This window comes from Akkermansia sp. 54_46, assembly GCF_001917295.1.
Classification (GTDB): domain Bacteria; phylum Verrucomicrobiota; class Verrucomicrobiia; order Verrucomicrobiales; family Akkermansiaceae; genus Akkermansia; species Akkermansia muciniphila.
In genome coordinates, this window is record NZ_MNUD01000029.1 from 1 (window position 1) to 13,510 (window position 13,510).

At 59.0% G+C, this 13,510-nt stretch carries 6 protein-coding genes and 1 pseudogene; 6 read left to right on the forward strand and 1 reads right to left on the reverse strand.

The genetic code is table 11. From position 1 onward, the window contains the following. The first annotated feature begins 460 nt into the window (after positions 1-460). Genes gyrB through BHW66_RS05215 form a run of 4 tightly spaced genes read left to right on the forward strand, consistent with a single transcriptional unit; the run spans position 461 to position 7,631 of the window. A complete protein-coding gene (gene gyrB / locus BHW66_RS05200) occupies positions 461-3,019 on the forward strand; it encodes a DNA topoisomerase (ATP-hydrolyzing) subunit B (RefSeq protein WP_102731945.1) in 2,559 nt (852 codons plus the stop codon). Between the two features lie 23 nt (positions 3,020-3,042). Then, positions 3,043-5,664 carry a DNA gyrase subunit A gene (gene gyrA, locus BHW66_RS05205; RefSeq protein WP_102758925.1) on the forward strand — a complete coding sequence of 874 codons (2,622 nt, stop codon included), beginning with the start codon at positions 3,043-3,045 and terminating at the stop codon, positions 5,662-5,664. A gap of 59 nt (positions 5,665-5,723) precedes the next feature. Beyond that, entirely contained in the window at positions 5,724-6,356 is a 633-nt protein-coding gene (locus tag BHW66_RS05210) for a lactate utilization protein (RefSeq protein WP_046435481.1), read from the forward strand. 3 nt (positions 6,357-6,359) lie between these two features. Further along, positions 6,360-7,631, forward strand: a complete 1,272-nt coding sequence (locus BHW66_RS05215) for a peptidase U32 family protein (protein WP_102758926.1) — start codon at positions 6,360-6,362, stop codon at positions 7,629-7,631. Positions 7,632-7,699: 68 nt separating this feature from the next. On the opposite strand, the pseudogene BHW66_RS05220 reads toward BHW66_RS05215, so the two are convergent. After that, positions 7,700-7,924: pseudogene (locus BHW66_RS05220) on the reverse strand (hypothetical protein); the annotation flags it as partial. A gap of 155 nt (positions 7,925-8,079) precedes the next feature. On the opposite strand from BHW66_RS05220, the gene BHW66_RS05225 reads away from it, so the two are divergent. Beyond that, positions 8,080-11,625: an SUMF1/EgtB/PvdO family nonheme iron enzyme gene (locus BHW66_RS05225; protein WP_146023980.1), complete on the forward strand. Its 3,546-nt coding sequence runs from the start codon at positions 8,080-8,082 to the stop codon at positions 11,623-11,625. A gap of 14 nt (positions 11,626-11,639) precedes the next feature. After that, positions 11,640-13,502 (forward strand): PQQ-binding-like beta-propeller repeat protein, encoded by a 1,863-nt coding sequence (locus tag BHW66_RS05230; RefSeq protein ID WP_102758928.1) that lies wholly within the window; start codon positions 11,640-11,642, stop codon positions 13,500-13,502. Positions 13,503-13,510 lie beyond the last annotated feature (8 nt).

A 13,510-nucleotide genomic window follows, 5' to 3' on the forward strand; every position in this document is an offset into this window, starting at 1 on the left:
AAGCGTCGGCTACCGCTACGACTTCTAAAAGAAAGAAAACCCAAGGAGAAGGCACCCCACCCACCCCCGAAAAGCCTTCCTCCTGGCCCTCCAGAGCCGCTCCGGAACAACTCCGGAACGGCTCTGTTGCCTGAGGAAAGCCCCTGGGGTCGCCCGGATGGGCCAAAAACAAAACAGCGGCAAGAAAAAAGAATACGCCGTCCCCACGGAAGCCATGGCCCTTTTTCCCCTCGTCCCCTCCCGTGAAACGCCTCATCCTCTCCTCAAATCTGTAAAAACGCGCCAAATGTTTCCGAAAGCCCTCTCCGCTGTCCGGAGCCGGAAAAGAACGGAACGCGAGCAATAGGGCCTTTTTTATGCGATTTCAGCGGAATTTTGCAAGGCTAGGCCCTACGCGCGCGCACGCGGTTTATAACATTAGTCTTGCAAAAAATTAAGATAAGCGTAGTATATTTCGGTTATGTCCGAAGATACCAACGAGGTTGTTGAAACCACCGTTTCCACGACGGCGCAGCATGAATACGGCGCCGCGCAGATTGACAAACTGGAAGGCCTGGAGGCCGTGCGGAAGCGGCCCGGCATGTACATCGGGGACCCTGACGAACGGGGCTTGCACCATTGTGTATTTGAAGTGCTGGATAACTCCATTGACGAGCATCTGGCCGGCTATTGCAGCAAGATTGACATTGTCATTCATGTGGACGGTTCCATTTCCATCGTGGACAACGGACGCGGCATTCCGGTGGATATCCACCCGAAGTTTGGCATTCCCGCCGTGGAACTGGTTCTGACCAACCTGCACGCGGGCGGCAAATTCGGCCAGGGCGCGTACAAGTACTCCGGCGGCCTGCACGGTGTGGGCGCCAAATGCGTGAACGCCCTGTCCGACTGGTTCAAGGCGGAGGTGCGCCGGGACGGCAAGCGTTACCAGATCAAGTTTGAGCGAGGCAAGACGGTGGAACCCCTCCGTACCGTAGGTTCCTGTGCCTGTGAAGTCACGGGAACCACGATCACGTTTTTCCCGGACGCCACCATTTTCACGGATACCACGGAGTTCAAGTTTGACCGCCTGACGACGCGCCTGCGGGAACTGGCTTTCCTGAATCCCGGCCTGGTCATTGAACTGATTGACGAGCGTGAAGCTCCGGCGCGCCGGGAAACGTTCTTCTATAAGGACGGCATTGTGGAGTTCGTCCGCCAGCTGGGCACGAACAAGGAAGTGATCAACGAAGACCCCATTTCCATTTCCGGCGTCCGGAAGGTGGAAGTGGAGTACGACGGCAAGAAGATGGAGGACGATGTTCTGGTGGACGTAGTGTTCCAGTACAACAACACGTATGAAACGAACATCCTTTGCTTTGCCAACTCCATTTACAACGGGGACGGGGGAACGCACCTTTCCGGTTTCCGCGGCGCCCTGACGCGCGTCATCAACGGTTACGCGAAGGCCAACGGCCTGCTGAAGGAAAAAGATCCCTCCCTGAGCGGCGAAGACGTTCGTGAAGGCTTGGTGGCGGTCATTTCCGTCAAGATGCCCAACCCGCGTTTCTCCTCCCAGACGAAGGACAAGCTGGTGAATACGGAGATTGAAGGCGTGGTGGGCAACGTCGTGTACGAGGAAATCAAGACGTATTTTGAAGAAAACCCGGCGATGGCCAAGAAGATCATCGAGAAGAGCATCACGGCCGCCCGTGCCCGGGAAGCCGCCCGCAAGGCGCGCGAAACAGTCCGCAAGAGCGCCCTCTCCATCGGCGGCCTGCCCGGCAAACTGGCGGACTGTTCCGACCGGGATCCCGCGAAGTGCGAGCTGTTCATTGTGGAAGGTGACTCCGCAGGCGGTTCCGCCAAGATGGGGCGCGACCGCCGCACGCAGGCTATCCTGCCCCTGCGCGGGAAAGTGCTGAACGTGGAAAAGGCCCGCCTGGACAAAGCCTTGGGAAGCAAAGAAATCCAGAACATGATTACGGCTATCGGCGCCGGAATCGGGGAAGGGGACGATGAAGCCTCCTTCAAGCTGGACCGTGTGCGTTACCACAAAATCATCATCATGACTGATGCCGACGTGGACGGCGCCCACATCCGCACCCTCCTTCTCACTTTCTTCTGCCGCCACATGCCGCAGCTGGTGCGCGCCGGGTATCTGTACATCGCCCAGGCGCCCCTGTACCGCATCATTCGCAGGAAAAAGGAAGAGTACGTGCAGGATGACGTGGCCCTGAACCGCAAATTGATTGAACTGGCCGTCAATGACGTGACCCTGCGTTTCGCGGACGGTTCCCGTTCCTTCTCTCCCGAAGAGCTCTCCGCCATTCTGGAAACGCTGGTCAACCTCCAGCGTTATACGGAATCCATGCAGGCGCAGGGAGGTTCCCTGGAAGACCTGCTCAGCCACCGGGAGGCCAACGGGGAATTCCCGGAATTCCTGGTGAAGGTGCGCTGCGGCAATGAAGAGGAAATACTCTTCTTCCATGACATGGAGGCCCTGACTGCCTTTTCCGACGAAAACAGGGACCTTTTCATCTTCGGCATGCCCTCGGAAGAGGAGCTGCTGGAAAATCCGCTTCCGGAACGGGAGGGGCCCAGCCGCCGCTCCATCACCCATGAACTGCATGAAGCCAAAGCCATCACGCGGGCTCTGGCACGGCTGGCGGAACTGGGCATTCCGGGGAATATGATTGTCTCCATGGACACGCCCCTGTTTGAACTGGTGGAGGGCGAGGGGGACAAGGAAAAAGTGACCCCCCTGTTTTCCGTCATGGACATTCTGGAATCCGTCATCTCCATCGGCAAGCGCGGGGTGGAAATTACGCGATTCAAAGGGTTGGGTGAAATGGACGCCAAGGACCTGTTCAAGACGACGATGGACCCGGAACGGCGCGAGCTGCTCCGCGTCATCCTGAACGACGACAACGCCGTCAGGGCCGATGAAATGTTCACCATCCTGATGGGGGATGTGGTGGAGCCCCGCAAGAATTACATCGTGGACCATGCCCTCAATGTCCGCAACCTTGACATCTAACCCCCGCACTCTCTTTCAGCACCATGGAAAATAATAGAATCAAACCGGTGGATGTAGCCAACGAGCTCTCCACTTCTTTCCTGGACTACTCCATGTCCGTCATCATCTCCCGCGCCCTGCCGGACGTGAGAGACGGCCTCAAGCCTTCCCAGCGGCGCATCCTGTACGCCATGAAGGAACTCAATCTGTCCCCTGGGGGCAAGACCCGCAAATGCTCCAAAATCGTGGGCGACACGATGGGTAACTACCACCCTCACGGGGATGCCGCCATTTACGGCACCCTGGTGAACATGGCGCAGGACTGGTCCATGCGGGATATTCTCGTGATCGGCCAGGGCAACTTCGGCACGCCGGACGGAGACCCCCCCGCCGCTGCCCGATACACGGAAGCCAAGCTCTCCGGTATGGGCGTGGCCCTGATGGCGGATTTGGACAAGGACACCGTGGATTTTGTTCCCACATACGACAATGAACACACGGAACCCACCGTGTTCCCCTCCGCTTTCCCAAACCTTCTGGTGAACGGCGGCACGGGGATTGCCGTGGGGATGGCCACCAACATGCCTCCGCACAACCTGGGGGAAGTGGTGGACGGCATTTGCGCCGTGATTGACAATCCCCACATGACTGTGGAAGAGCTGCGCCAGTACATCAAGGGGCCGGATTTTCCCACCGGGGGCGACGTGCTGGGCTTTTCAGGCATTGACAACTACTTCCGCACCGGGCGCGGCTCCGTGCGCATCCGCGGCAAGATAGATATGGAAGTAACGGATTCCGGCAAGGATCTTCTCATCATCCGGGAAGTGCCGTATGGCGTGAACCGCGCCGCCCTTCAGGAACGCATTGCGGAACTGTACAAGGATAAAATCCTGACGGATATTTCCGGCATCCGTGACCTTTCCGATGAGAAAACCTGCATTGAAATCGAGCTGAAGCGGGATGCCCGCCCGCAGGTGGTCATGAACCAGCTTTACAAGCTCACCTCCATGGAAACTTCCTTTGCGGTGAATATGCTGGCGATTCATGACAACCGCCCCAAGACGCTCGCCATGATGGACGCCATCAACTTCTATATCGAGCACCGCCGCGAGGTGGTCGTGCGCCGCACGCGCTATCTGCTGGGGGATGCGGAGAAGGATGCCGAGCGCCTGGAAGCCTTCCTGCTGGCCCTGCACCACATGGATGACTTCATTTCCATTATCCGGGATTCCAAAAACCGGGATGAAGCCCGTGAACGCCTGCAGAATTACACATTCTCCACGCAGACGGCGGAAAGCCTGGGCATCCTGATCCGTTCCCAGGCCTCCATCCAGGGGGACCGCTACGTCTTCACGGAACGTCAGGTGAACTCCATCCTGGATCTGCGCCTGTACCAGTTGACCGCCTTGGAAAACGACAAGATTTCCGGGGAATACGCGGAACTGCTGGTCCGCATCAAGGACTACCTGGATATTCTGGCGAACGAATCCCGCGTGCTGGGCATTGTAAAGGACGAACTGAAGGCGATTAAGGACAAGTACGCCACGCCGCGCGTCACGCGCATCATTCCCTTCTCCGGGGATATGGCCATTGAGGATCTCATCCCGAATGACACGATGATCGTCACCATCACGCACAGCGGCTACATCAAGCGCACCAACTCCGCGGAATACCGCGTGCAGGCGCGCGGGGGCAAGGGCGTGAAGGCTGCCACTACCAGGGGAGCCAAAAAGGATGCGGAAGCGGACTTTATCGAACACCTGTTCGCCGCCCAGAACCACGACTACCTGATGTTCTTTACGAACACCGGGCGCGTGTACGTGGACCGCGTGTATGAGATTGACGAAGCGGCGCGCAGCGCGCAGGGCCGCAATATCAAGAACCTGCTGGATCTCCAGCCGGAAGAAGCCATCGCTGCCATCCTGCGCCTGGAACGCCGGGTGGATGAAAAAGGCAATGACATTACCTTTGCGGAAGGCAGCGGCAATGTTGTTTTCGCCACGAAGGACGGCACGGTGAAGAAAACCAGCCTGAACGATTTCGCCAACTATCGCAAGGCCGGCATCATTGCCATTAATCTGGAGGAAGGCAACAGTCTGGTGAACGCGGAACTTACCAGCGGGGCCGATGAAATCGTGCTCGTCACGCATGACGGCATGAGCATCCGCTTCCCGGAAGAAGATCTGCGTACGCAGGGCCGCAACACCATCGGCGTTCGCGGCATCCGCCCGCGGGCGGGGGACTACGTTGTGGCCCTGGCCATTGTGGACCCGCAGAAAACCCTGCTGGTGGCTTCTGAAAACGGCCTCGGCAAGCGCACTTCCTTTGATGAATACCGCACGCAGGGCCGCGGCGGCACCGGCATCAAGACCATGAACTGCACGGATAAGACCGGCAAGGTGGTTTCCGCCACGGTCGTGTCCGACGAGGACGAACTGATGCTGATGACCACGGCCGGACAATCCGTCCGCATCAAGGTGGCGACCGTGCGTGAAACGGGTCGCGCCACCCAGGGCGTGAAGCTCATGACGCTGAATGAGGGCGAATCCATCCAGGACATTTCCATCGTCATTCCCGATGATGAAGATGAAGAAGCCCCGGCGGAAACGGAAGACGCGGGAGTCGGGGAAGTGTCCGGTGAAATGGAAGCTCCGGCGGAAGAGTAACATCCAGGTTTTCCTGCTCCGGCGTCATGCCGGAGCAGGGGGCTTCATGGGCCGTTTTTATGGAAGACCCCCTTTCATTGGAGCAATGTGCCGGACGTCTGGAACGGCGTGGATTTCGGAGTTTTGTAGTGCCGGGCCTGAGGGAGGCTGCGGAGGTGATGCGCGGCCTGGTGCGGGAGTTCAGGCCGTCGTCCGCTTCCTATGGGGATTCCATGACCCTGAAGGCTGCGGGCATTCTTGATGACCTGCACTCCAATCCGGACATTCAGTTCTATGACGGCTTTGTTCCGGGCATGGTGCGGGAGGAGAAATGGGAAATCCGCCGCCAGGGCATGACGGCGGACCTGTTTTTAACCGGCGTCAATGCCGTCAGCATGGAAGGGACCCTGCACTGGGTGGACATGGTGGGCAACCGTGTGGCTCCGGTGGCATTCGGACCCCGGCGTGTCATTTTGCTGGCCGGTTCCAACAAGCTGGTGGCCACGCCGGCAGAGGCCCGGGAACGCATCCGCCGCATTGCGCCCCTGAACGCCAGGCGGCATGAAGGGTTCAGGACTCCCTGCATGCACACCGGAATCTGCGCGGATTGTAATTCCCCGGACCGCCTGTGCAATATTCACATGTCCATTGTTAAATGCTTTCCCAAGGGAAGAATTTCCGTCATTCTGATGGAAGAACCCGGAGGACTTTGACCCATGCCTTTTCAAAACCGGATAGAAATCATGGCCCCGGCGGGGTCGTTTGAATCTCTGGAGGCCGCCTTGCAGGGCGGAGCGGACTCCGTGTACTTCGGAGTAGGAAAGCTGAACATGCGTTCCCGCGCCACAGTCAATTTTTCGGAAGAAGATTTGCCGGAAATCGTCGAGCGCTGCCATGAGGCGGGCGCCAAAGCTTATCTGACACTGAATATCATTGTGTACGATGAAGAGCTGGAGGCGGTGCATGCCCTGTGCGACGCCGCCCGGAAAGCCGGTGTGGATGCCGTCATCGCTTCCGACCTGGCGGTGATTTCTTATGCGCGTTCCATTGGGCTGGAAGTCCATATGTCCGTGCAGGCCAATGTCTGCAACATGGCCTCCGTCAAATTTTACGCGCAGTACGCGGATGTGGTGGTGCTGGCCCGGGAACTCACCCTGGCGCAAATCAGGCATATTATTGAATCCATCCGGAAGGAGGGCGTGAAAGGCCCCTCCGGGGAGCTGCTGCGGGTGGAAATTTTCGCCCACGGGGCGTTATGCGTGGCCGTGTCCGGCAAATGCCACATGAGCCTGGCGGCCTACAACTCCTCCGCCAACCGGGGGGCCTGTTTCCAGAACTGCCGCCGCGCCTACCGCGTGACGGACGAGGAAACGGGCAATGAGCTGGTGATAGACAATAAATACGTGATGTCTCCCAAGGACCTGTGCACCATTCCGGTGCTGGACCAGCTTCTGGACGCGGGCGTCTCCGTACTGAAGCTGGAAGGGCGCGGCCGTTCCTCGGATTACGTCAGGACGGTCACCTCCGTGTACCGGGAAGCCGCGCGGGCGTGCCAGGACGGAACCTTTTCCTCGGACAGGGCGGAAGCGTGGATGAAACGGCTGGAATCCGTTTTCAACCGGGGATTCTGGCAGGGCGGGTATTACCTGGGCGTGAAGTGGGGGGAATGGAGCGGTTCCGCCAACAGCCGCGCAGCCCTGTTGAAGATCCACATTGCCAGGGTAGAGAACTTTTATAAGAAGAACGGGGTGGCGGCCCTGTTCCTGGAAGCCGGCGGCCTGTCCGCGGGGCAGACCATCCTCATAACAGGCCCCACTACGGGAGCCGTCCGCATGGAAGTGGCAGCCATGCGGAGGGAGACGGCAGAGGGCATGGAGCCCGTAAAAGCCGCTCAAAAGGGAGAAACCGTCTATCTGGCGGTTCCCGAACAGGTGCGCCGCCGGGACAAGGTGTACCTGCTGCGCCCCCGGATGCTGGAGGATGCCTGAATGTCCGGTTGTCCCTTTCTTCCTCTGCCTGCCTTTTCCAAAGACCGGGAATCGACGGCAGGATGATTTTAATTTTGCCGTTTCCTGCCCGGCTGGGCCGGCGGGGCGTCCGGCTTCAGCAGGGGGAGCTGGCTGAGCATGTTTCTGATCTTGATCGTCAGGCGCGGCATCGGCTCGGCTATCGTGAGGGCTGCCACTTCATAACGGGCGGCGATGTCGTTGATCAGACGGACCACTTCATGGAGTTTCATTCCTCCCGGTTCCTCTTCCACTCCCGCGATGATTTCAGCCGGGGTCTTTTGAAATTCACGTTTGGCTTCCGGTCTAGAAATCCGAATCAATTAAGTTATTCATTCATTGTCTGACGTTTGAGAGAAAATGCCGTAAAGTAGTCTTCCTATTGAATGAAAAAGAATTTCCCTGGCGTATTATTTTAAAACCGTATGCCATGCCTGATTATATTTCCTTTCTGCGTCTTTTTTCATGTTCCTGCGCCTTGCTGGGCGCAGGAATGCTCCACGCTTCCGGTTTGCAGCCCTGGTTGCGGGAGCTGGCCGTAATCCCTCCTGCGCCTTCCGCGAAAGAAAAGGATGCATGGATGCGGCAGGTGTGGACGCGGACGGCGGAGTATGCTGCTTCCCTTTCCGAGCCTGCTGCCGCTGACGATTGCGGGGATGCGATGGTTTTGCTGGTTCCCGTATTTCAGGCGTGGCCCGACGGGAAGGCAGCCGGCGCCGCGCTGGCGGAAATTCTTTCCGTTCCGGCAGAGAGTATTGGAGCCGTTTCTTCCTGGGATGACCTGGTTAAGCATCAGGAAGCCATTCAGGAACGAGTCCGTTTCCTCAGGCTGAAGAAGCTGGCGTCCTATTATGACTCTGCGGCCATCCGCCGCGCGGTGAAGAGAAACCGGGACAAGTACGGGGAACGGTACGCCGGTGCGGAAGGTTTCCTGGCGCGGCTGGATGAGTGGGAGAAGGAGCTGGGGCCTCTGGACCGGTGGGTGGAGCAGGCCGGGCCGGGACAGGCGGCCCTGCTGCGGGAGATGGTGGATCTGCGGAGAAAAGCCCTGATTGATGCCCTGCCGGAACAGAACGGCCTGAAGGCATGGGTGAGCGTGCGGCGTTTCAATCCGTCCGGGAAAAGTTCTTTCAATCATGACCGTCCGGCGAACTGGCAGGGTATTTCCAGCATGCCGGGGCCCGGGCGCAAATACCGCAGCGGCATTGTGAAATTTAACGGGGTTTCCTCTTCTTCCCCTGTGGAGCAGCTGCTGGCGGACGACCGCTGGGTCGGGCATCTGGATGTTGATTTTTCCGGGGAGAAGCTCATGTTCACCGGGAACGGATTCGGAAAGAAGGAAAACAGGCCATGGGACGTGTTTGAGCTGGATTTGAAAACCGGGAAAAAGGAATCCCTTACCGCGCATATGCCGGCGGATACGGACAGCTATAATTCCTGCTACCTGCCGGACGGCCGGATTATTTTCGTCAATACTTCCGGCATGCAGGGGGTGCCCTGCGTGGCCGGGGTGGATTACGTGGGCAACCTCCACCTTTACGACCGGGAAAAGAAAACGACCCGCCGGCTTACCTTTGACCAGGACAATAACTGGTTCCCCACCATGCTGCCGGACGGCAGGGTGATGTTCCTGCGCTGGGAGTACACGGAAAGCGCCCACTATTTCAGCCGTGTGCTGATGCACATGAATCCGGACGGCAGCGACCAGAAGGAATACTATGGTTCCAACTCCTACTGGCCCAACAGCTTGTTCAACGCACGGCCCCTCCCCGGCAGGCCGGGCATGTTTGCGGGCATTGTCAGCGGGCATCATGGAGTCAAGAGATTGGGGGAACTGGTCCTCTTTGACGTGAACAGGGGGCGCACCGCCACGGAGGGTGCCGTTCAGAAGATTCCGGGGTATGGAAAGCCTGTGGAGAACGTGACCAAAGATCAGCTGGTGCAGGGATTGAAGACTCCTTATTTCGCAGGACCTTATCCTTTGAATGACGAGTGTTTTCTGGCCGTTTCCTCCCCTTCCGGCGACCAGGGCGTGACCAATGTGGTCTGGTGCGACATATACGATAACATCGTTCCTCTCACGGCCTCCTCCTACTTCGTCTATGCAGACCCCGCGCCCCTGGGGCCACGCAAAAAACCGCCCGTGCTGCATGACCGGGTGAAGACGGAAAGCAAGACGGCTACGGTTTATATTTCCGACGTGTACCGGGGCCGCGCCATGGCCGGAGTGCCCAGAGGGGAAGCCAGGGCCCTGCGCGTGTTTATGTCCGAGTACAGCCCCCGCAATACGGGAAGCCACTATGCCATGGGCATGGAAAGCAACTGGGACTTGAAAGTGCTGTACGGCACCGTGCCCGTGAATCCTGACGGTTCCGCCATCTTCACGGCTCCCGCCTGTCAGCCTCTGACGCTTCAGGTGCTGGACGGGGAGGGGCGCGCCCTGGCGCTGATGCGGAGCTGGTTTACCGCCATGCCGGGGGAAACGCTCAGCTGCATCGGCTGCCATGAACGGCAGAACTGCGCTCCCCCCGCCAGGACCGTCATGGCTTCCCGCCAGAAACCCGCTCCTATCGTTCCATGGTACGGTCCGGCGCGCACTTTCTCCTTCATGAATGAAGTGCAGCCCGTACTGGATCGCCATTGCATACGCTGCCACACAGCGGAAAGCAAGGCCCGTGGAGGAGTGCCGGATTTCATGACATTGGAGGCCGTCAAGGGGGCTCCCGCCCCCGGTTCCGTCTCTTATTGGAACCTGCACCCCTATGTGCGCCGCAATGGCCCGGAGGGGAACTATCTGGGGCTGGCCCCCACGGAGTTTTTCGCGGATACGTCGGAGCTTTACCAGCTCCTTAAAAAAGGCCACCATGGCGTGGACATGCCGCAGGAGGACTGGAACCGCCTGGTCACGTGGATGGACATGAACGCCCCTTATCTGGGCGAATGGCCGGGAGAGCGCAATGAAGGGCTGCTGAAACGCCGTTATGACCTGCACGGCAGATTTTCAAGAGCGGAACGTAATTACGTGACGATGAAGGATTCCCTGTTCCGGAGAAGCGGCGGCGGTTCCATCCCTGACGCCGGGAACTCCATTACCCGCGCCGGAGAAAAGAGCGTTCCCGTTCCGGAACCGCGAAATGAAACGCTGACTGTGGATTTGGGGGACGGCGTGAACATGACGTTCCGCCGCATTCCCGCAGGGAAGTTCAGGATGGGGAATGAACGGGAAACACCGGCGGAACGTCCTGTTTCCACGGTGGGGATTGAAAGGCCGTTCTGGATGGGAGAGGCGGAAGTGACGCTGGAACAATACCGCCGCTTCGACCCGGAGTATGCTAACGGATGGTATGACATGCATTACAAGGATCAGGTGAAGCCCGGCTACGACATGGATGCCGATCCGCGTTTTCCCGTCATCCGGGTGCCTTGGGCCCGGGCCATGGAATTTTGCCGCTGGCTTTCCGGGAAAACCGGGAAAAAAGTGACCTTGCCTACGGAAGCGCAGTGGGAATACGCGGCCAGGGGGGGCGCGGATACGGATTTCTTCTTCGGGGAACGGGATGCGGATTTTTCCGCGTATGCCAACCTGGGGGACGTGACGCTGAAGGAGCTGGCCGTTTCCGGCGTGGATCCCAAGCCGATTAAAAATCCCAACCGTTTCTGGGACTTCGTGCCGAGGGATGAAACATACAATGACGGAAAGCTTCACCTGGCCCCCGTCAAGAGTTACAAGCCGAATGCCTACGGATTGTACGACATGATCGGCAATGCCGCGGAATGGACCCGTTCCGAATACAGGCCCTATCCCTGGAAGGAAGGGGACGGACGCAATGAAAGCCTGGATTCCCGTGTTCCCCGTGCGGTGCGCGGCGGTTCCTGGTATGACCGTCCCAGACGGGCCACATCCTCCTGGCGCTGGGGATATCCCGGCTGGCGTCCGGTGTACAACGTGGGGTTCCGGGTGATCATAGAAGACTGATTGTTGAAATTGCCATGAAACTGACAAAAATGTTCCGCGTCTCTGCGACTGTTCTTGGCTGTCTGCTGGTCCTCATTTCATGCAGGCAGGGGGAGGATGCCGCTTCCAGCCCTCTGGCTCCGGTGGATGTGAAGGTCGTTAATCACCTGGTTGCTGTGCTGGGGCATGAGAGCCGCGTGCTGGAACTGGTGGACCCTGCTTCCGGGGAAAAGGTGAAAAGCATCCGGCTGGCCCAGCCTCCCAACGGCATGGCCGTGGATGGCGCGACGGTTTATGTGGCGGAGGGGGGAGCGCGCGGAGTGGTGGAAGTAGTGGACCTGGAAAGCGGGGAATTGAAGCGTTCTTTTCCTGCCGGGCATACGCCCATGTCTCCTGTGCTGCGGGAAGGGAAGCTGTATGTGGCCTGCCGGTTTGATTCCCGCGTGCTGGAAATGGACGCCGCTGCCGGAACCGTGCTGAATTCCTGGAATGTCCCCCGTGAACCCGTAGTGCTGGCCGTTTCTCCGGACGGCAGGAAAATCTGGGCTGCCGGCCATTTGCCGGCCGGGGCTGCGGACGGGGATTTCACGGCTGCCGCGCTGACTCTGGTGGAAGACGGAAAAGCTGTCCATTTCCCGCTTTCCAACGGGACGCAGGGCGTGCGCGGCATGGCGATAAGCCCGGATGGACGTTATCTGGCCGTGGCGCATGTATTGAGCCGGTACCAGGCGCCTACCACGCAGCTGGACCGCGGCTGGATGAATACGAATGCCGTGACGGTTATCAATACGGACGAGCCGGACAAGCCTCATCCCGTTCTGCTGGATGACCCGGATGCGGGGGCGGCCAACCCGTGGGGCGTTTCTTTTTCCGGAGATGGCGGAAAACTGTTCGTGACGCATGCGGGGACGCATGAACTCTCCGTAATTGATTTCCCGGCCCTGCTGGAGCGCATGAAGCGGGAAGACCGGAGCAATGAGCCGGTTTCCGAAAGGCTTGGTTTCCTGCACGGTCTCCGCGCCCGGATCGCTCTGCCCTTGAACGGCCCGCGCTCCGTGGCCTCCGATGGGAAAAACGTTTATGTGGCCGGCTATTTTTCTGATTCTCTGGCGGAAATCTCCCTGAAGGATGCCCGCAAATCCAGGGCAATTCCCCTGAATGCCCCATTCCGGCCTTCCCGGGAAAAACTGGGGGAACGGTATTTTAATGACGCTTCCCATTGCTTCCAGGGGTGGCAGAGCTGCGCCACCTGCCACCCGGACGGCCGGGTGGACGGCCTGAACTGGGATCTGCTGAATGACGGCATGGGCAACCCGAAAAATACGCGCACCATGTTCCTTTCCCACCGGACGAGCCCGGTGATGACGCTGGGCGTCCGCGCCTCTGCGGAAGTGGCCGTGACGGCGGGTTTTGTGCACATCCAGTTTCTGGAACCTTCCGGTGAATTGGCGGAATGCGTGAATGCATACCTGAAAAACATGAAGGAAGTTCCCAGCCCGTTCCTGGTGGCTCATCTCCCTTCCAAACAGCAGACAGGGGGGGAGGGGTGCGCCCAGTGCCATGCTCCCGGCGTGGAACGGGGGGCTTTGTCCGAATCTGCCCGGAGGGGCAGGGAAGTGTTTAAAACAGCCGGGTGCGTGCGGTGCCACCCCCATCCTTACTTCACTAACAAGGAACTGGTGGCCACGGGGACGGCCACGGGGCTGGATGAAGGTAAAAGCGTTCTGGTGCCTTCCCTGGTGGAAGTGTGGCGGACCGCCCCTTACCTGCACGACGGCCGTGCGAAGACGATACGGGAAGCCATCACGACATGCAATCCGGGGGATCTCCGCGGGAAGACGAGTTCCCTGAATAACCGTGAACTGGAGGATTTGATCAATTATGTGCAGTCCCTGTAAAGGGGCGG